The organism is Diaphorobacter sp. MNS-0, from assembly GCF_019602835.1.
Taxonomy (GTDB): Bacteria; Pseudomonadota; Gammaproteobacteria; order Burkholderiales; family Burkholderiaceae_C; genus Diaphorobacter; species Diaphorobacter nitroreducens.
The window spans coordinates 647,609-665,966 of the sequence record NZ_CP080761.1 but is presented as its reverse complement, the minus strand read 5'-3'; the positions used below and the strand labels follow the sequence as shown (position 1 = coordinate 665,966).

General features: G+C 67.1%; 17 protein-coding genes. 1 reads left to right on the top strand and 16 read right to left on the bottom strand.

The window, feature by feature from the left end; all coding sequences use genetic code 11:
- The first annotated feature begins 24 nt into the window (after positions 1 to 24).
- Positions 25 to 456 carry an acyl-CoA thioesterase gene (locus tag K2L43_RS03225; RefSeq protein WP_011804055.1) on the top strand — a complete coding sequence of 144 codons (432 nt, stop codon included), beginning with the start codon at positions 25 to 27 and terminating at the stop codon, positions 454 to 456.
- 52 nt (positions 457 to 508) lie between these two features.
- Here K2L43_RS03225 and K2L43_RS03220 read toward each other — a convergent pair whose 3' ends face one another.
- From K2L43_RS03220 to K2L43_RS03145, 16 genes are all read right to left on the bottom strand, one after another.
- Positions 509 to 1,063, bottom strand: a complete 555-nt coding sequence (locus tag K2L43_RS03220) for a polymer-forming cytoskeletal protein (protein WP_220638488.1) — start codon at positions 1,061 to 1,063, stop codon at positions 509 to 511.
- Positions 1,064 to 1,250: 187 nt separating this feature from the next.
- Entirely contained in the window at positions 1,251 to 1,733 is a 483-nt protein-coding gene (locus K2L43_RS03215; RefSeq protein WP_011804053.1) for a thioesterase family protein, read from the bottom strand.
- A gap of 180 nt (positions 1,734 to 1,913) precedes the next feature.
- Positions 1,914 to 2,690: an enoyl-CoA hydratase gene (locus K2L43_RS03210; RefSeq protein ID WP_011804052.1), complete on the bottom strand. Its 777-nt coding sequence runs from the start codon at positions 2,688 to 2,690 to the stop codon at positions 1,914 to 1,916.
- A gap of 17 nt (positions 2,691 to 2,707) precedes the next feature.
- Complete coding sequence (locus K2L43_RS03205) at positions 2,708 to 3,550, bottom strand: acyl-CoA thioesterase II (RefSeq protein ID WP_011804051.1); 843 nt, start codon at positions 3,548 to 3,550, stop codon at positions 2,708 to 2,710.
- 25 nt (positions 3,551 to 3,575) lie between these two features.
- Positions 3,576 to 4,472, bottom strand: coding sequence for an alpha/beta fold hydrolase (locus tag K2L43_RS03200; RefSeq protein ID WP_220638487.1), 897 nt, complete (start codon positions 4,470 to 4,472; stop codon positions 3,576 to 3,578).
- Between the two features lie 80 nt (positions 4,473 to 4,552).
- Positions 4,553 to 5,749, bottom strand: coding sequence for an acetyl-CoA C-acyltransferase (locus K2L43_RS03195; protein ID WP_220638486.1), 1,197 nt, complete (start codon positions 5,747 to 5,749; stop codon positions 4,553 to 4,555).
- A 21-nt stretch (positions 5,750 to 5,770) separates the two neighbouring features.
- A complete protein-coding gene (locus K2L43_RS03190) occupies positions 5,771 to 8,173 on the bottom strand; it encodes a 3-hydroxyacyl-CoA dehydrogenase/enoyl-CoA hydratase family protein (protein ID WP_220638485.1) in 2,403 nt (800 codons plus the stop codon).
- A gap of 100 nt (positions 8,174 to 8,273) precedes the next feature.
- Complete coding sequence (locus K2L43_RS03185) at positions 8,274 to 8,708, bottom strand: DUF2147 domain-containing protein (protein WP_220638484.1); 435 nt, start codon at positions 8,706 to 8,708, stop codon at positions 8,274 to 8,276.
- 52 nt (positions 8,709 to 8,760) lie between these two features.
- A complete protein-coding gene (locus tag K2L43_RS03180; RefSeq protein WP_220638483.1) occupies positions 8,761 to 10,557 on the bottom strand; it encodes an acyl-CoA dehydrogenase C-terminal domain-containing protein in 1,797 nt (598 codons plus the stop codon).
- A gap of 67 nt (positions 10,558 to 10,624) precedes the next feature.
- Positions 10,625 to 11,290 (bottom strand): TetR/AcrR family transcriptional regulator, encoded by a 666-nt coding sequence (locus tag K2L43_RS03175; RefSeq protein WP_012655592.1) that lies wholly within the window; start codon positions 11,288 to 11,290, stop codon positions 10,625 to 10,627.
- A gap of 206 nt (positions 11,291 to 11,496) precedes the next feature.
- Positions 11,497 to 12,141 carry a nucleoid occlusion factor SlmA gene (slmA, locus tag K2L43_RS03170; protein ID WP_011804043.1) on the bottom strand — a complete coding sequence of 215 codons (645 nt, stop codon included), beginning with the start codon at positions 12,139 to 12,141 and terminating at the stop codon, positions 11,497 to 11,499.
- A 196-nt stretch (positions 12,142 to 12,337) separates the two neighbouring features.
- Positions 12,338 to 13,228 carry an acetylglutamate kinase gene (gene argB / locus K2L43_RS03165; RefSeq protein WP_220638482.1) on the bottom strand — a complete coding sequence of 297 codons (891 nt, stop codon included), beginning with the start codon at positions 13,226 to 13,228 and terminating at the stop codon, positions 12,338 to 12,340.
- 69 nt (positions 13,229 to 13,297) lie between these two features.
- Positions 13,298 to 14,398, bottom strand: a complete 1,101-nt coding sequence (locus K2L43_RS03160) for a glycosyltransferase (RefSeq protein WP_011804041.1) — start codon at positions 14,396 to 14,398, stop codon at positions 13,298 to 13,300.
- A 64-nt stretch (positions 14,399 to 14,462) separates the two neighbouring features.
- Positions 14,463 to 15,545, bottom strand: a complete 1,083-nt coding sequence (locus K2L43_RS03155; RefSeq protein WP_011804040.1) for a DUF1972 domain-containing protein — start codon at positions 15,543 to 15,545, stop codon at positions 14,463 to 14,465.
- 37 nt (positions 15,546 to 15,582) lie between these two features.
- Positions 15,583 to 16,953: a TolC family outer membrane protein gene (locus tag K2L43_RS03150; protein ID WP_011804039.1), complete on the bottom strand. Its 1,371-nt coding sequence runs from the start codon at positions 16,951 to 16,953 to the stop codon at positions 15,583 to 15,585.
- A gap of 4 nt (positions 16,954 to 16,957) precedes the next feature.
- Positions 16,958 to 18,325: an HlyD family type I secretion periplasmic adaptor subunit gene (locus K2L43_RS03145; RefSeq protein WP_011804038.1), complete on the bottom strand. Its 1,368-nt coding sequence runs from the start codon at positions 18,323 to 18,325 to the stop codon at positions 16,958 to 16,960.
- Positions 18,326 to 18,358: the final 33 nt, after the last annotated feature.

Here is an 18,358-nt window from a genome sequence, read left to right as displayed (position 1 = left end):
TCAAGCAAACCAAAGATTGTGCCCATGTCCCAGGATCGCCCCGCCTCCCACACCCAGTTGCCCGCCGACAAGGAACTGGTACTCAAGGTGATACCCATGCCCGCCGACACCAACGGCAATGGCGACATCTTCGGCGGCTGGGTCATGGCGCAGGTGGATCTGGCCGGCTCCGTGCTGCCCGCGCGGTACATCCGCGGCCGCATGGCCACGGTGGCGGTGAACGAATTCATCTTCAAGCAGCCCGTGCGCGTGGGCGACCTGCTGTCGTTCTTTGCCGAAGTCACGCGCATCGGCAACACCTCCATGACCGTGCAGGTGGAGGTCTATGCCGAGCACATCCGCACCCAGGGCAGCTACGTGAAGGTGACCGAGGCGTCGCTGACCTATGTGGCCATCGACGAAAACGGCCGCCCGCGCCCCATTCGGAAGCCGGGCGACGAAAGCGTCGCGCCGTAAAAAAACGGGAGCGCCTCACGGCCTCCCGCTGGCGGCGATGGGTGTGCCGGCGTCAGGCCGCGGCCAGCGCGGCCGACGATGCGGCAGACGACGAACCCGAGGCCGCGCTCATGCGCGCGCCACCACCCAGGCCCACCTCGATCTCGCCGGAGAGCTGGCCACCCTCTTCGATCACCACCTTGCCGTAGCGGATCTTGCCGCTCACCTTGCCGGTGCTGAAGATCACCAGCTTCTGGCGCACGGTGAGCGTGCCGTCGAACTCGCCGTGGATCTCGGCAATGTCGATCTCGGCGGAGCCGCGGAACGCGCCCTGCTCGGTGATCTGGATCACGCGCGAATCCATGGTGGCCTCCACCGTGCCTTCCACGACGAGGGTGTCGCAATCGGTGATCTCCACACCCTTGAGCTTGATGTTGGGGCCCACGGTCAGCTTGCTGCCGCTGCCCTCGGCCGCGGCGCTGGAGGCCGTAGACACAGCGGTTCTGGTTGCGGGAGCGGCGGTTGGGGTGCTTGCGGTGGTGGTGGTGCCCCCCAGCGCTGACGAAGGCTGGCGGGGTTGGAAAGTGTCGGGTTCGCGTTTGCCAAAGAAGGGGTTTTGCACGGCCATCGGATCGGATCTCCTAGAAAAGACCCGCAGATGCTAGGAGTTGCCACAGATCAAAACCGCCCCTGTTACGCAAGAACGGTAACCAAACCGTTCGATGGTTGCATGCACTTGCAGGGCTTGCAGCAGCACACAGCGCGTATCCCCCAAACGGCGCGTGCCCGGCGCGGCCCGTCTTCGCACGGTCGCGCTAAGAGACGATGTACGCCGCGGCTCCCGCGGACATCAGCTCGCCCTGCGGGCCGAGGAACTCCATGCGCGTGGTGGCCACGCGCGAGCCCAGGCGCAGCACCTCGGCCCGCAGCTCGAAGTGGCTGCCGATGCCGGGGCGCAGATAGTCGATGCGCAGGTCGATGGTGCCCAGCTTGGCAAAGCGGTGCAGGCGGTCCATGGGCGCCTCGTCCATGTGCTTGGCGCCGATGGCCGCCATCACGGCCAGACCGCCCATGGCATCCAGCCCCGCGCTGATGACGCCGCCGTGCAGCCGGTTGTAGGCAAAGTGCCCCACCAGATCGGGACGCATGTCGATGCGCGCCGCGACGGCCGCGGGCTCCAGGCGCGTGATCTTCAGGCCCAGCAAGTGGTTGAAGGGAATCTTCTCTTCAAAGATCTGGCGCAGGCCGGCGATGAACTCGGGCTCGAAGCCCACTGGCAGGCTGGCAGGTTTGCTCATGGAATTTTTGCTCTCTTATCAGGAGCTGTTAGCGCTTATTGGACAAGCGCTAGAGCCATTTTTCATTCAAATGCACGGCCACCCTGTCCAGCAGACACGGTGATCACCGGCGCGTAGGGCGAACACGGCATGGATGCCGGCGTCGCCCTGCCCCCGCCCCGTTCGGTGGCGGGGCGGATGTCAGCAGGCGCTGAAATCCGGGCGGCGTTTGTCCATGAACGCGGTGAAGGCCTCGCGGGCGGCGGGCTCGCGCAGCATGCGGCCAAAGCTCTGGCCCTCCTCGGCCATGCGCTCCAGCACGGCGGCGGTCTGGCTCTTCTTGAGCAGGCGCTTGGTCTCGATCAGGGCCGACAGCGGCTTGGCCGCGAGCTTGCGCGCCTGGGCCTGGGCCACCATGTTGCATTCGGTCGGCGGCACCACGCGGTTGACGAAGCCGACTTCCAACGCCGCTTCGGCCATGAAGGGCTCGCCCAGCAGCAGCGCCTCGGCCGCGCGGTGGTAGCCCAGCATCTGCGGCGCGAACAGGCTGGAGGCGGCCTCGGGGCACAGCCCCAGGTTCACGAAGGGCATCGAGAACGCCGCGTTGTCCCCGGCGTACACCAGGTCGCAGTGGAACAGCAGGGTCGTGCCGATGCCCACTGCCGGGCCGCACACCGCAGCCAGCACGGGCTTGGGAAAGGTGGCGATGGCGCGCAGGAAGCGGAACACGGGCGCGTCCTGTGTGGCGGGCGGCTGCTGCAAAAAGTCGCCGATGTCGTTGCCCGCACTGAAGATGGCCACGTCGCCCTGCAGCACGACCACACGCACCGACGCGTCCTGCGCCGCGGCCTCGAACGCATCGGCCAGCTGCGCGTACATGGCCGTGGTGATGGAATTCTTCTTCTCCACGCGGTTGAAGGTGATGGTGGTCACGCCCTCTTCTGCGTGGACCAGGATGTCTGCTTTCGTTGTACTCATGGGTGTTGCTCCGGGGGTCATTCCTTGTAATAAACGATCTGGTGGCTGGTGGCCAGCATGGCGCCGGCCTCATTCCACAGCTGCACGGTCTGGTCGAAAAAGCCGTTGCGAAACTCCTGCGCGCGCGCCTGGCCCAGCAGGTAGCCCGTGCCGGTCTGCGCCAGCAGGTCCGCGCCCGCATGGAAGTACACGGTGATGGACACGGTGCCCGCGGGCACCTGGCGCGCGCGGCGCAGCCACACGCGAGGGAAGAACACATCAGCCAGCGCCGCCAGCGCGCAAAAGTCCAGCGCCCGCGCGGGTGCGTCGCGCATCCACAGCTGCGACAGGCTGGTGTCGCCGCTGTCGTCCCACTGTTCGGGCAGCGCGCCGGTCACCGGGCGCATCTCGTAGCGCTGCAGCCACTCCGAGCGGAACGCCGGTTGCACGGGTTTGCACTGCGCCGGCGCGGGGACCTGCGGCATGGGCGTGTCGGCGGCACCCCAAGTCTCGCGCCGCGCGGCCGTGACCACGGTGGCCGTGGTGGTGACCACGGGCGCTCCGTCCGCCCCCGCCTGCAGGATGGACAGCGTCCAGTGCTGGGTGGAGCGGTTGGTGCGCACCGGTGTGGCCTGCAGCGTGAACGGCCCCTCGGCCAGCGCGCCCGCGTAGTTCACCGTGAGCGACAGGGGCTCGCCCAGGCGGTCGGGGTGCTGCATCACGGCCTGCAGCAGCGTGGCCGCGGTGATGCCACCAAACGGCCCGACCATGTTCCAGTAAGCCGGCGAGGTGTGGCCGGTGTACTGCCCGGCCCCTTCGGAATGGCTGGACGAGAGCGCCAGCGCCGCGTCCAGGGGATGAATGCTGTGGTGCGTAGTCATGGGTGCGAGTGTGCCGTGAATCGGCTCAGCCTGCGGTGGCGGTGGCACCTGCGGTGCCCTGCGGCTGCGCCCGGGCCAACGCCTCCAGCTGCTGCAAGGCGCGGGGCCACAGCGTGTCGCGGAACTGTTCGCGGAAAAATCCAAAGTGCCCGATGCGCCGCGCCTGCGCCTCGTGCGGCGCGATGCGCTCCACGCTGCACGGCGCGTTCGCATACAGCGCCAACAGGCTTTGCGTGCCGCGCCAGGTCATGAGCTCATCGTCCTGCATGGACCAGGCGTGTACCGGAAAGCGCACCGCCGCGTAGCTGCGCTGGGCGGATTCTCCCTCCGCCCCCACGCTGTAGCGCGGGTGCAGGCACCAGCGGCGCCACTGCAGGATCACCCCCGCGGGCAGGTCGCCCACGGCGCGCAGGCGCCGCCCAGGGAAGTAGCCGCACAGCCGCACCGACAACGGCACCAGCACATGCCAGAACGCGGGCATGGCGCGGCGGATGCGGGGTGCGTTGTCACGCCAGTAGCCGCTGCCCGCGGCGACGCTCAGCAGGCCGCTCACGCGCGCATGCTCGCGCAGCAGCCCGGGCAGCTGCGCGCCCAGGCTGTGCCCCACCAGCAGCAGCGGCTGGCCAGGCAGCGCCTGGGCTGCATGGGCGATCACCGCGTCGTAGTCGCGCGCCCAGTCGAACAGGTTGGCCCGCACCTCGCGCATGCCACCGTTCAGCGACTCGCCCTGCCCCCGGTAGTCGAAGGTGGTGACCCGCAGACCCTGCTGCGCCAGCCAGGCGGCGAACGGCCCATAGAAGGCCTGGCGCACGCCCATGGCGCCGCCAATGACGACGCTGGCGCGCGCGGGGCCAGTCCGTGGCACGTACACGCGCAGCGCCAGCGGCACTGCGCCATCGACCATCAGGGTTTCACTCTGCATGGCTTGTCTCCATGAAGGCGGCCGGTCTGCGCCGGCTCGGCTGCAATCCCCGCGCGCTGCCGCGCGGCAGTGGCGCTTACTTACACGCGCTCGAAGATACCCGCCGCGCCCTGGCCCATGCCCACGCACATGGTGACCATGCCGTACTTGAGCTGCTTGCGGCGCAGCGCATGCACCACGGTGGCCGAGCGGATGGCGCCCGTCGCACCCAGCGGGTGGCCCAGCGCGATGGCGCCGCCCATGGGGTTGACCTTGGCCGTGTCCAGCCCCAGCGTGTTGATGACGGCCAGCGACTGGGCGGCGAAGGCTTCGTTGAGCTCGTACCAGCCGATGTCGTCCTGCTTCAGACCGGCATAGCGCAGCGCGGCGGGAATGGCCTCGATCGGGCCGATGCCCATGATGGACGGCGGCACGCCCTTGCTGGCGAAGCTGACGAAGCGCGCCAGCGGCGTGAGGCCGAAGCGCTTGACGGCGGCTTCGCTGGCCAGGATCAGCGCGCCGGCGCCGTCGCTGGTCTGCGAACTGTTACCGGCCGTCACCGTGCCGCGCGCGGCAAACACGGTGCGCAGCTTGGCCAGGCCTTCCAGGCTGGTGTCGGGGCGGGCGCCCTCGTCCAGGCTCACGGTGCGGGTGCTGGCAATGACTTCGCCCGTCTCCAGGTTGACCGCGCGGTCGGTCACCTCGATGGGCGTGATCTCGTCCGCAAACTCGCCGGCCTGCTGCGCGGCGATGGCGCGGCGGTGCGACTCCAGCGCGAAGCCGTCCTGCGCCTCGCGGCTCACCTTCCACTGCTGGGCCACCTTCTCGGCGGTGAGGCCCATGCCGTAGGCGATGCCCACGTCGCCGTCACGCTCGAAGATGCTGGGCGACAGGCTGGGCGCGTTGCCCATCATGGGCACCATGCTCATGCTCTCCACGCCGGCGGCGATCATCACCTCGGCCTCGCCCACGCGGATGCGGTCGGCCGCCATGGCCACGGCCGACAGGCCCGAAGCGCAGAAGCGGTTCACCGTGATGCCGCCCACGCTGGTGGGCAGGCCCGCCAGCACGGCGCCGATGCGCGCCACGTTCAGTCCCTGCTGCGCCTCGGGGATGGCGCAGCCGCAGATGATGTCCTCGATCGAGGCGGGGTCCAGCCCCGGCACCTGGGCCAGCGCGCTCTTGAGCGTGGTGGCCAGCAGGTCGTCCGGGCGGTAGTTGCGGAAAAAGCCCTTGTGCGAACGGCCGATGGGCGTGCGCGTGGCGGCAACGATGTAGGCGTCTTGGATCTGTTTCATGGTTTCTCTCCTCGGGCGGCCTCAGTTACGCACCGGCTTGCCAGTGTTGAGCATGCCCAGGATGCGCTCCTGGGTCTTGGGGTGCTCGATCAGGGCGCAGAACGCCTTGCGCTCCAGCGCCATCAGGTATTCCTCGCTCACCAGCGTGCCGGCGTCCACGTCGCCGCCGCACACCACTTCGGCGATCAGCGTGGCGATGTGCTGGTCATGCTCGCTGATGAAGCCGCCGTCGCGCATGTTGACCAGCGAGCCGCGGATGGTGGAAATGCCGCTGCGCCCCGCTACGGGGAACAGGCGCTTGTGCGGCGCGCGCCAGCCGCCAGCGGCCATGGCCTTGGCTTCGTTGATGGCGACGAACAGCACCTCGTCCTTGTGCGGCACGATGAGGTCGCTGTCGAGCAGGTAGCCGAGCTTCTTCGACTCAAGGGCGCTGGTGCCTACCTTGGCCATGGCCGCGGCGGTGAAGCCTTCGGTCAGGAAGGGCAAAAGGTCCTTGCCGGTGCTGGCGGCGGCGTTCTCGGCCGCGCGGCGGGCGATGTAGGTCAGGCCGCCGGCACCGGGCACCAGGCCCACGCCCACTTCCACCAGGCCGATGTAGCTTTCCATGTGGGCCACGCGGCGTGCGCTGTGCACGGCCAGCTCGCAGCCGCCGCCCAGCGCCATGCCATGGATGGCCGAGACCACCGGTACCTGGGCGTAGCGCAGGCGCAGCATCAGGTTCTGCAGCTCATGCTCCACGCCCTCGATGGCGGCAATGCCGGCCACCACGTAGGCAGGCATGGTGGCCTGCAGGTCGGCGCCCACGCTGAACGGCGCGTCGCCCGACCAGATGACCATGCCGTCGTACTCGCGCTCGGCCAGGTCCACGGCCTCCATCAGGCCTTCCATCACGTCGGGGCTGATCGCGTGCATCTTGCTCTGGATGGAGGCGATCAATACCTTGCCATCGAGCGTCCAGGTGCGCAGCGCATCGGTCTCGCTGATGGTGGTGCCGGCCTTGCGCCAGTCGGGCAGGTTGTCTTCGCCCAGCAGTTTCTCGGGGAAGTACTGGCGCTCGTACACCGGCAACTGGCGGCGCGGCACGAACTTGCCTTGGCGCGCGCTCCACGAACCCTGCGCCGTGTGCACGCCGCCGGCATCCGCCACCGGGCCCTTGAACACCCATTCGGGCAGCGGCGCCTTGGACAGTGCCTTGCCCGCGTCAATGTCCTCCTGGACCATCCTGGCCACCTCCAGCCAGCCCGCCTCCTGCCACAGCTCGAACGGCCCCTGGCTCATGCCGAAGCCCCAGCGCATGGCCTGGTCCACATCGCGCGCGGTGTCGGCAATCGTGGCCAGATGCACCGCAGCGTAGTGGAAGCTGTTGCGCAGGATGGCCCACAGGAACCGGCCCTGCGCGCCTTGCGAGTTGCGCAGCAGCTTCAGGCGCTCGGCGGCGGGCTTCTTGAGCATGCGGCCGTACACCTCGTCGGCCTTGGCGCCAGCGGGCACATATTCCTCGCTCTCCAGCTCGAAGCGCAGGATGTCGCGCCCCACCTTCTTGTAGAAGCCCGCCTTGGCCTTCTGGCCCAGGTTGCCCAGCTCGATCAGCTTTTGCAGCACGGCGGGCGTGCCGAAGCTGCCGTAGAACGGGTCGGTCTGCTCGTTCAGGTTGTCCTGCAGCGTCTTGATGACGTGGGCCATGGTGTCCAGGCCCACCACGTCGGCGGTGCGGAAGGTGCCGCTGGAGGCGCGGCCCAGCTTCTTGCCGGTGAGGTCGTCCACCACGTCGAAGGTCAGGCCAAAGTTCTCCACCTCCTTCATCGTGGAAAGCATGCCGGCGATGCCCACGCGGTTGGCGATGAAGTTGGGGGTGTCGTGCGCGCGCACCACGCCCTTGCCCAGGCCGCTGGTCACGAAGGCTTCGAGCTGGTCGAGCACCTCTGGGCGGGTGGTGGGTGTGTTGATCAGCTCCACCAGCACCATGTAGCGCGGCGGGTTGAAGAAGTGGATGCCGCAAAAGCGCGGCTTGATGGCGTCGGGCAGCGCCTCAGACAGCTGGGTGATCGACAGGCCCGAGGTGTTGGACGCCACGATGGCGTGCGGTGCGACGTGCGGCGCGATCTTCTTGTACAGATCGAGCTTCCAGTCCATGCGCTCGGCGATGGCCTCGATGACGAGATCGCACTCGCCCAGCAGCGCCATGTTCTCCTCGTAGTTCGCCTGCTGGATCAGCGCGGCGTCGTCCGCCACACCCAGGGGCGAGGGCTTGAGCTTCTTGAGGTTCTCCACCGCGCGGGTGACGATGCCGTTCTTCGGACCTTCCTTGGCGGGGAGATCGAACAGCACCACCGGCACCTTCACATTGACGAGGTGGGCCGCGATCTGCGCGCCCATCACGCCCGCGCCGAGCACGGCGACTTTCTTCACTTGGAATCGGGACATTTGCTTGTTCCTTGGATGGTGGGATGCGCACGGGGCCGCGCGCCAGGCCCCGCACCACGCGGGCGGGCCGGCTGCGGCGCCGTGGCGCTCACTGCTTTGCTTACTGCACGCGCTGCCAGGTCTGGGTGCGCCAGAACGGGCCCAGGAAGCCGCGCACCTCCAGCCGCTTGCCGCCGTCGATGGGCGTGAGGCTGGCGCGGTACTCCTTGCCGTTTTCGGGGTCGAGGATCTTGCCGCCCTCCCAGACCTCTTTGTCATCGGCCTTCTTGACGCCGCGGATGATCTCCAGACCCGCGATCGCCTTGCCCTTGCGGTCGTCCTTGCACTCGGTGCAGGTGGCGGCAGGGTCGGCGTCCTTTTTGAGGGACTTTTCGATGCGGCCGTTCAGCACGCCGCTGGTTTCGGCAATACGGATCTCGGCCTTGGCCTCGCCCGTCTTGTCGTCCACGCTGCGCCACAGGCCCACGGGGGACATCTGGGCCCATGCAGGGGCCGCGATTGCTGCAAAAATAATAGCTGCTAGCGCTTGTCTCATAAGGCCTCCAGTGCAAAAACGTTCAAAATTGGCAATGCGTGCAATCGCTGGCTCAGGCCAGGGCGGCGTCGGTGTCCATGAGCACCTTGCTGCCGGCGCGGGCGGTGCGCATCAGCGTGTGGACTTCAGGGAACAGCTTGGCGAAGTAAAAACGCGCCGTCTGCAGCTTGGCCTGGTAGAACGGGTCGGTGTTGCCGGCGGCAATCTCGCGCAGCGCCACCTGGGCCATGCGGGCAAACATGTAGCCAAACACCAGGTGGCCGGCCACGCGCAGGTAGTCCACGGCGGCGGCGCCCACCTCATCGGGGTTCTGGAAGCCGCGGAAGCCGATCTCGGTGGTGAACTTGGTCATCTGGTCGCCCAGGTAAGCGATGGGGTTGATGAACTCGGCCATCTTCTCGTTCACGCCTTCTTCGGCCACCAGCTGCCCGACCAACTTGCCGAACTTCTTCAGCGTGGCGCCGTTGTTGCCCAGCACCTTGCGGCCCAGCAGATCCAGCGACTGCACGGTGTTCGTGCCTTCGTAGATCATGTTGATGCGGTTGTCGCGCACGAACTGCTCCATACCCCATTCCTTGATGAAGCCGTGGCCGCCAAAGACCTGCATGCAGGCGTTGGTGGCAATGTGCCCGTTGTCGGTGATGAAGGCCTTGACGATGGGAGTCAGCAGCGCCACCAGCTCGTCGCTGTCCTTGCGCACCTTCTCGTCGGGGTGGCTGTGGGCCTTGTCCAGCAGCAGCGTGCAGAAAATCTGCAGCGCGCGCGCGCCCTCGGCGTAGGCCTTGGCGGTGAGCAGCATCTTGCGCACGTCGGGGTGCACGATGATGGGATCGGCTTCCTTATCCTTCGCCTTGGTGCCCGACAGGCTGCGCATCTGGATGCGGTCCTTGGCGTAGGCCAGCGCGTTCTGGAAGGCCACTTCGGTCAGGCCCAGCGACTGGTTGCCCACGCCCAGGCGGGCGGCATTCATCATCACGAACATCGCGGCCAGGCCCTTGTGGGGCTCGCCCACCAGGGTGCCGATGGCGCCGTCGATGGCAATCTGCGCCGTGGCGTTGCCGTGGATGCCCATCTTGTGCTCCAGGCCCGTGCAGTAGATGGGGTTGCGCTCGCCCAGCGAGCCGTCGGCGTTCACCTTGAACTTGGGCACCACGAACAGGCTGATGCCCTTGCTGCCCTTGGGCGCGTCGGGCAGGCGGGCCAGCACCAGGTGCACGATGTTCTCGGTGAAGTCGTGCTCGCCGGCGCTGATGAAGATCTTGTTGCCGGTGATCTTGTACGTGCCGTCGCCCACCGGTTCGGCCTTGGTGCGCAGCAGCCCCAGGTCGGTGCCGCAGTGCGGCTCGGTCAGGCACATGGTGCCGGTCCACTCGCCGCTCGTGAGCTTGGGCAGGTACAGCTTCTTCTGCTCGTCGGTGCCGTGGGCGTGCAGCGCCTCATAGGCGCCGTGCGACAGGCCGGGGTACATGGTCCAGGCCTGGTTGGCGCTGTTGAGCATCTCGTACAGGCACTGGTTCACCGTGTGCGGCAGGCCCTGGCCGCCGTACTCGGGGTCGCACGACAGCGCCGGCCAGCCGCCCTCGACGTACTGGCGGTAGGCCTCCTTGAAGCCCTTCGGCGGCGTGACCTCGTGCGTCTGCGGGTCCAGCTTGCAGCCCTCGGTGTCGCCGCTGATGTTCAGCGGGAACGCCACGCCGGCGGCGAACTTGCCGGCTTCTTCCAGCACGGCGTTGATCGTGTCGGCATCCACTTCAGCATGCGCGGGCATGGCCTTGAATTCGTCGGTGACCTTGAAGACTTCATGCAGGACGAATTGCATGTCGCGCAGCGGAGGCGTGTAAGTAGGCATGTGGAGACTCCTGGGAAGAAGGAAGGTTGGAAAAGAAGAAAAACCGAAATACGAACGGTGGCAGGACTCAACCGCGGTGGCCAGGCAGCGCGCTGTAGCGCGCCAGGATGTTGTCAAAGCCCGTGTTGGCCCGGTCGATGGAGCCAGGGGTGTGCAGGAAGCGCGCCTCGTAGTGCAGCGCCAGGATCAGGCCGTGGATCTCGAACAGCATCTGGTCCTCGCTGACGTCGTCGCGGATCTCGCCGCATTCCTTGCACTGCTGGATGGCGCGCTTCATCGCGGCCTGCCAGGTCATCACCGAGTTGGCCAGCGCATCGCGCACCGGGCCCGTGCGATCGTCGAACTCCACCGCGCCGCTGATGTAGATGCAGCCGGAGTCGATCTCGATGGAGGTGCGCTTCATCCAGTTGGCGAACAGCGCGCGCAGGCGCGGCACGCCGCGCGGGGCCTGCATCGCGGGGTAGAACACTTCCTGCTCGAATCGCGTGTGGTACTCGCGGATCACCGAGATCTGCAGTTCCTCACGCGAGCCGAAGTGCGCGAACACGCCTGACTTGCTCATGCCCGTCACGTCGGCCAGCGCACCGATGGACAAACCCTCCAGGCCGATGTGCGTAGCCAGGCCCAGGGCGGCATCGATGATGACGGCCTTGGTGTGTTGCCCCTTGTGCAGCGCCCGGCCCTCGCGGCGTGGCGCGCGAACCGTCTTGGTGGGGGAAGGAGAAAGAGACATGAAGCAAAATAAAACGAACGATCGTTCTATTTTGCATAAAACACGCAGGTAACGCCAGTATTTCCAGGCGCGCAGAACGCGCTTCGGGGTAAACCCCTAAGTGGATGATTTATCGAGCCCCACCATCGCGGGGGACCGTGCCAAGGGCGAAATGCTTACCGCGCCTTTCGCGGGTGGTCATGCCATCACGCTTGCCTGCGCCGGCGTTACAGCCACAGTGCCAGAGTGGCGTCCAGGTGTTCCGTCGGCATGCGGCGAAAGCCTGTGCGTGCGTAGCGCTGCAAGCGGCCGCGGATCAGGTCGGACAGTGCGGCCGCCCGCACCTGTGTCTGCACCGTGGGTGTCGCCGAGCCGTCCGCGTCGGCCACGGGACGCAGGCACTGGCGCAGCGTGGCCTCCACCTTGTCGAAGAACAGGTTCATGCGCTGCTGCAGGCGCTCGTTTTCGAAAACCAGCGCATCCCCCACCATCACGCGCACCATGCCGGGGTTGCGCTCGCCGAACTGCAGCACCATGGCCGTGATGCGCGCCGCGCGTTGCGCGCCCTCAGACTCGCCACCGCGCTCCATGATCTGGTGCACGAGGGTAAAGACGCTCTGCTCGATGAAATCGATGAGCCCCTCGAACATCTGTGCCTTGCTGGCAAAGTGGCGGTACAGCGCCGCCTCGCTCACCTGCAGGCGCGCCGCAAGCGCTGCCGTGGTGATGCGCTCGGCCCCGGGCTGCTCCAGCATGGCCGCCAGGGTCTGCAGGATTTGCTCACGCCGCTCGCCCGGCCGCGGCCGGCGGCGCGCAGTGGGCGCGTCGTCGGTGGAGGCTGGCGCGTCAGTAGCAGGCGTGAATTCAGTCATGAGGCATGGATTGGGGAGGGAGAGCAACAAGTGTGTGCAATTGATTCTCGCACACCACCACTCCAGCATCGTGACGGCTGCTCGCTGTTGCCGCAACCCTTGGAGCCGCTTCCAAAAAAATAGCTGCTAACGCTTGCTGGACAAGCGCTGCAGCCATTTTTGACTCCAATACACCCGGGCCATGCCCGAAAAGAGCCTAGTGACTCCGGATCATGGTGCCGTAGGCCTGGTCGGTCAGAATTTCCAACAACATCGAATGCGGTACGCGGCCATCAATGATGTGCACGGCATTCACACCAGCCTTTGCCGCATCCAGCGCCCCGCTGATTTTGGGCAGCATGCCGCCGGAGATGGTGCCATCAGCGAACAATGCATCAATTTCGCGCGCCGTCAGGTCGGTGAGCAGCTTGCCTTCCTTGTCCAGCACACCAGGGGTGTTGGTGAGCAGCACCAGTTTCTCTGCCTGCAGCACCGTAGCTAATTTACTAGCCACCACGTCGGCGTTGATGTTGTAGCTTTCGTTTTCCTCGCCAAACCCGATCGGGCTGATGACGGGAATGAAGGCATCGTCCTGCAGCGCCTTGACTACGCTCGGGTCGATCGCCACGATGTCACCGACCTGCCCCACGTCATGTTCGACGCTCGGGTCCTTGTTGTCCACCATCTTGAGCTTCTTGGCGCGGATCATGCCGCCATCGCGCCCCGTGAGGCCCACGGCCTTGCCACCCGCCTGGTGAATCAGGCCCACGATGTCCTGCTGCACCTCGCCGGCCAGCACCCATTCCACGACTTCCATGGTTTCGGCATCGGTCACGCGCATGCCCTGGATGAACTCGCCCTTCTTGCCCAGACGGTTCAGGGCTTGCTCGATCTGCGGGCCTCCGCCGTGCACCACCACCGGGTTCATGCCTACCAGCTTGAGCAGCACCACGTCTTCCGCAAAGTCGGCCTGCAGGGCCGGGTCGGTCATGGCGTTGCCGCCGTACTTGATCACCAGGGTCTTGCCGTGGAACTTGCGGATGTAGGGCAATGCCTGAGCCAGGATTTCAGCCTTGTCGCGCGGGGCAATCGAAAGAAGGTCGGTCATGTGAGCGGGTTGGGAGGGTGGAACACAAAGAGCGCGAATTGTGCCGCAACTGGCCACCACGCGCGGCGCTCAGAAACGCATCCAGCCCGGCACCTTGAAGCGCACGATGCCGATGTAGGCCGTCACGTAGGTCGCACCGAACAGACCGCAGAACGTCATGAGCACGGGCGTGTTGTTCCAGAACAGCACGGCCGGCACCACCGTGAGCATCGTGAACGCCCACAGATAGGGAGACGTGCGGTTGTTGCGCTTGAGCATGCGGCGCGCCTCGTCCTCGTGGAACACACTGCGCACGATGCGTCGGTAGATCAATTGGTGGAAATGCAGCGCATCCGCCATGCCGGGCGACACGCCGCGCGCCAGCTTGCGGTAGATGGAAAACAGGGTCTCCCCCACGGGATAGATCAGCAGCAGCAGGGGAAACCAGGGCGACACCTCGGCATTGCGCTGCACCAGCGACAGGCTCGCCAGCGCGATCACCCCGCCCCAGATGTACGCGCCGCCATCGCCGGCGAACAGCATGCCACGCGGGTAATTCCAGACCAGAAACCCCCCCGTCGCCGCCGCCAGGCAGACCAGCAGCGAGGCCAGGGCGCGGTCGCCCACCTGCAGGCACACATGGGCCAGCGCCAGGCATACGATCAGCGCCACCATGCCGGCCAGGCCGTTGTAGCCGTCGATGATGTTGAACGCATGGGGCAGTCCCGCCATCGCCAGCAACACGACCCCCATGCCGAGCCACGGGGCCTGGCGCAGCAGCATGTCCAGCCAGGGCAGCCCCAGGCGCGGCACGTTCATGTCCAGCAGCCAGACCGCCAGACCGCCGGAAATCAGCGTGAGCAGCAACCGGTAGCGCACAGACAGCCGCTGGGTCATGTCTTCGGCGATGCCGCCGAGCACGGCCGGCAGCAGCACCGCGATCCAGAGGAGCACCCAGGGCCCCAGGCGCAGCGAACCGGGATCGCCCAGACGGGTTTGCCACATGCCCAGCAACCAGCTGACGACCAGGCCTGCCAGCAAGGCCAGACCGCCCAGGCGCGGCACCTCGCCCACGTGAAAACGCTGCGGCATGGCGTCGCCGTATGCGACGGCCCGCCCCCCCGACCAGCGAATAATGGCTGCGGCGACGACCGTGGTGACGATCAAACTGACGAGAGATAACCAGATCATGGGGCGCCAATGTTAAGCGTCGCCCCGCCGCCGGCGAAGTATCTCAATGCAATAAAGGGTGCGCTCATGCCCCCAGGGCCTCGAAATACTCCGCGCCGATCCGGTCCCAGGTGTAATGGAGCCGCCCCAATGCCTGCATGCAATTTCCCACGGCTTCGGCCCGCGCACCCTCCAGGTCTGAGAGCAACGCCGTGAGCGCCTGGGCATCCGCAAAATACCGAGCCTGCCCATGCGTCGTGTAGCGGTTGAAGGAGCAGTCATAGGCGGCCACCGGCAAACCAAAGTGCATCGCCTCCACCAGGGAAGGGTTGGTCCCGCCCGCAGAATGGCCATGCACGTACAGACTGGCGCGCTCGCGCAGCGTCCGCAGGGCACCGGGGTCGTATTTGGGATCGGCCAGTGTGATGTGGTCACACCCGCCATAACGCGCGCGCATTGCGCGGCCAAAGGCGCTGGCCTCCCAGTTGCCCACAAACACCAGCGGCAGCACGGGCTGGCGCGCAAAGGCATCGAGAATCATCTCCACATTGTTCTCGGGCTCGATGCGGCACAGGGCCAAGGCATAGCGCGGCGGCAGCGCGGTATGCCAGGGTCGGCGCGTGCACTGCACGGCATGTTCGCCACCATAGGCGATCACGGTGCAGGACCTCGCGTAGCTGCGCGCCACATGCTCGGCGACGCCCTCGTTGTCCGCGACCACCACATGCGAACACCGCACGGCGAGCCACTCCGACAGGCGCAGGAAAGCCCTGGCCGCCCTCCCCCACTTGGCTCTGCGCCATTCGACGCCGTCGATATTCGTCACCACTTTGGTACGCCCGAAGCAGCGCAGCAGGGGCAGCGCGATGGCGCCCGACACCCCGAGCAGCAGCACCGTGTCCACGCGCTGGCGCCAAGCCAGCGCCAGCGACCAGAGGTCGTAGGCGATGCTGGACACCCCGTTGGCGGAGATCGGCAAATGGTGCAGACGCGCACCATGGAAGCGCCGCGCCTCCTCCGCGGGCATGGGGCCACTGCAGAAAATCGTCAGGTCCACGTCCAGGCCATGCCGCTCCCGATAGAGGGCCAGGTTCTCGGCCAGCGTCTCAAACCCGCCATAGGCCGCGGGCACGCCGGCGCACCCGACGATCGCCACTTTTCGCGTCATGCCCGCCCTTCAATCACCGCCGCCCCGGCCGCCCACCTCAGGGGGCCAGCGACGCATTGGCCTGCTCGATGCTGGCCTGGCGATCCTGGCCGGCCAGCGACTGCAGCCGCATGCGCGACAGCAGGTACAAATAGCGCGCCTGCGCCAGGTCGCGCAGCGCCATCGTCTTTTGCTGCTCGGCATTGAGCACATCGACCGTGGTGCGGCTGCCGGCCTGCTGCGACTTGCGGCTGGAGATCACGGCCTGCTCGGCCGAGCGCACCGCCTGCTCCAGCGCGGCAATGCGCAGCGCGCCCTCGGTCATGCCGCGAAACTCCTTGTGCACGCGCACGCCCAGATCCAGGCGCGTCGCCTCCAGCGCTTCGCGCGCGCGTTCCTGCGCGGCCAGGGCCTGGCGCACGGTCGAACTCACATAGCCGCCCGAATACAGCGGAATCGTCAGCTGCAGGCCCACCACCCCCTGGTCGTAGCGCGAGTTCACGCTGGTCACGCTGTCGCTGCTGGAGCGCGCCCACTGGGCCACGGCATCCAGCGTCGGCTTGTGTCCGGCCTGGGCCTTGTCGATCTCCAGCCGCGCCGCCTCCACCTGGGCGCGCAGCGAGCGCAGCTCGGGGCTGGCCTCCTCGGCCAGGGCCACCCAATCCTCCAGCCGGGCCGGCATGGGCGGCTCGGGCCTGAAGCGCTGCACATCCAGGCCGGCCAACTGCGCCAACGGCTGGCCGGTCAGCGTCTGCAGCCTGCGCTGCGTGAACTCCAGGTTCTGCAGGGCCTCCAGCTCCTGCGCGCCGGTCATGTCCAGGCGCGCCTGGGCCTCGTCCACATCGGTGCGGGTGCCCGAGCCGGCCGCCAGCCCCTTGCGCGCGGCATCGAGCTGCACGGTGTAGCTGGCCTTCTGCGCGGCGACCAGGTCGAGTTGGTCGCGCGCCAGCAGCACATCGAAATAGGCCTCGCCCACGCGCACCACCAGGCTGTACTCATCGCGCTCCAGCAGCGCGTCGGCATCCTCCACCTGGGCCCGCGCCTGGTCGACCAGGGCGTTGTTGTACGGCCGGTAGATCGGCTGGCGCACCGTCAGGCTCTGGTTGCCGCTGTAGTAGTGGTTCTGCTGGGTCACCGGCTGGCCGAGGAAATTTCTCGTGCGGGCCGTGAGGTCGTTGTAGTTGCGCGTGGCGCTGAGCGACACGCTCGGCAGGCGCTGCGCCTGCGCCTGGGGCAGGCGCTCGCGGCTGGCGTCGGCGGCGGCGCGCGACGCGCGGATCGAGGCATCGTTCTGGAGCGCGGCCTCGTAGGCCTGGCGCAGATCAAGCGACCAGGCCGGCCAGGCCAGCGCCACGCCGGCCAAGGCGGCGCAGGCACGCGCCAGGCGGTTCAGGCGCGGCATGCCCAGGAGGGTGGAAGAACGGGCCATCGTCTCACTCCTCGGTCATCGAGGCTGCCAGGCGCTTGGTCAGCGGATGCAGCAAATAGGTCAGCATGCTGCGCTCGCCGCCCTTGAAGATCACCTCCACCGGCATGCCCGGATGCAGCTGGCGCTGGCCCAGGGCCTTGGCGCCCTCGCCCGTCACCTGCACGCGCGCCAGGTAGTAGCTGACGTTGGACTGCGGCTCGGTCAGCAGGTCGCCCGACACCGACTCCACCGCGCCCTGCACCACCAACTGGGGCGAATTGGCGAACGACGAAAAGCGCACGTCCACCGGCATGCCGGCCTTGACGCGGTCGATCATGTGCGGCGCCACGCGCGCCTCCAGCAGCAGCGGCGCGCCCTTGGGCACGATGTCCATGAGTTTTTGCCCCGGCTGCACCACGCCGCCCACCGTCTGCACGGCCAGGCCCACCACCTGGCCGTCGGCGGGCGAGCGGATCTCCGTGCGCTCCAGGTCGTTGCGCACGGCGCGGAATTTCTCGCCATCGACCAGCACCTGGCGGCTCACGTCGGCCAGCTGCGTCTCGACTTCCTTGCGGTATTCCTGCTGGCGCGAGATCGCGCGCTGGCGCAGGTCCGAGATGGCGCTGCGCGCGCGCAGCGTATTGCCCTGCAGATCGGCGATCGAGGTGTTGACGTCCGCGACCGAGCGCTCCAGCTCCAGCTGGCGGTTGCGCGGCGCATAGCCCTCCTTGACCAGGTCGCGCAGATGCCCCAACTCCTCGTGCAGCAGCGCCAGCTGGTTCTTGCGGTTGCCCAGCATGCCGGCGTAGGACTGCAGCAGCCCTTCCTGGCCCTGGATGTTTTCCTCGATCGACTGCAGATCCGAGCGCAGCAGGCTGCGGCGGGTGTGGAACAGCTGCTCCTGGTTCAGGATCTGCTGCTGGATCAGCGGATCCGATGCGGCCTCCTTCAGGTCGGCAGGCCAGGCGATGCCGGGCTTGCCCAGCTGCTCGGCCTGCAGGCGCGCCTGCATGGCCAGCAGCCCCAGGTAGCTCTGGCGCACCGACTCGTAATTGGCGCGCGCCACGGCCGCATCGAGCTTGATCAAGAGCTGCCCCTCCTTGACCTCGTCGCCCTCGCGCACCAGCACCTGCTGCACGATGCCGCCGCTCAGGTGCTGCACCGCCTTGCGTTTGGTGTCCAGCGCCACCACGCCCGGCCCGGGCACGCCCTCGTCCAGCGGCGCCAGCGCGGCCCACAGCAAGAAGCCGCCGAAGCCCAGGCCCAGCGCCCACAGCCCCCAGCGGCCGGCCCGGCCGAGGTCGTGCTTTGCTACTGTATCCGCAGCATCCAGCGCTTGTGCATCAGGCGTCAACTGGGATTTTTTATCTGAAAAATGTAAGGATTCAGCCATGTCAGAACTCGGCAAAAAAAGGGGGCGCCAACC

Coding starts and splice junctions, on each gene's coding strand:
- K2L43_RS03190 (WP_220638485.1), bottom strand. CDS start 8,173: ATGTCCCGATTCCAAGTGAAGAAAGTCGCCGTGCTCGGCGCGGGCGTG.
- argB (WP_220638482.1), bottom strand. CDS start 13,228: ATGACCGACCTTCTTTCGATTGCCCCGCGCGACAAGGCTGAAATCCTG.
- K2L43_RS03150 (WP_011804039.1), bottom strand. CDS start 16,953: ATGGCCCGTTCTTCCACCCTCCTGGGCATGCCGCGCCTGAACCGCCTG.
- K2L43_RS03155 (WP_011804040.1), bottom strand. CDS start 15,545: ATGACGCGAAAAGTGGCGATCGTCGGGTGCGCCGGCGTGCCCGCGGCC.
- K2L43_RS03225 (WP_011804055.1), top strand. CDS start 25: ATGTCCCAGGATCGCCCCGCCTCCCACACCCAGTTGCCCGCCGACAAG.
- K2L43_RS03185 (WP_220638484.1), bottom strand. CDS start 8,708: ATGAGACAAGCGCTAGCAGCTATTATTTTTGCAGCAATCGCGGCCCCT.
- K2L43_RS03145 (WP_011804038.1), bottom strand. CDS start 18,325: ATGGCTGAATCCTTACATTTTTCAGATAAAAAATCCCAGTTGACGCCT.
- K2L43_RS03195 (WP_220638486.1), bottom strand. CDS start 5,749: ATGAAACAGATCCAAGACGCCTACATCGTTGCCGCCACGCGCACGCCC.
- K2L43_RS03215 (WP_011804053.1), bottom strand. CDS start 1,733: ATGAGCAAACCTGCCAGCCTGCCAGTGGGCTTCGAGCCCGAGTTCATC.
- K2L43_RS03160 (WP_011804041.1), bottom strand. CDS start 14,398: ATGATCTGGTTATCTCTCGTCAGTTTGATCGTCACCACGGTCGTCGCC.
- K2L43_RS03175 (WP_012655592.1), bottom strand. CDS start 11,290: ATGTCTCTTTCTCCTTCCCCCACCAAGACGGTTCGCGCGCCACGCCGC.
- K2L43_RS03220 (WP_220638488.1), bottom strand. CDS start 1,063: ATGGCCGTGCAAAACCCCTTCTTTGGCAAACGCGAACCCGACACTTTC.
- slmA (WP_011804043.1), bottom strand. CDS start 12,141: ATGACTGAATTCACGCCTGCTACTGACGCGCCAGCCTCCACCGACGAC.
- K2L43_RS03205 (WP_011804051.1), bottom strand. CDS start 3,550: ATGACTACGCACCACAGCATTCATCCCCTGGACGCGGCGCTGGCGCTC.
- K2L43_RS03200 (WP_220638487.1), bottom strand. CDS start 4,472: ATGCAGAGTGAAACCCTGATGGTCGATGGCGCAGTGCCGCTGGCGCTG.
- K2L43_RS03210 (WP_011804052.1), bottom strand. CDS start 2,690: ATGAGTACAACGAAAGCAGACATCCTGGTCCACGCAGAAGAGGGCGTG.
- K2L43_RS03180 (WP_220638483.1), bottom strand. CDS start 10,557: ATGCCTACTTACACGCCTCCGCTGCGCGACATGCAATTCGTCCTGCAT.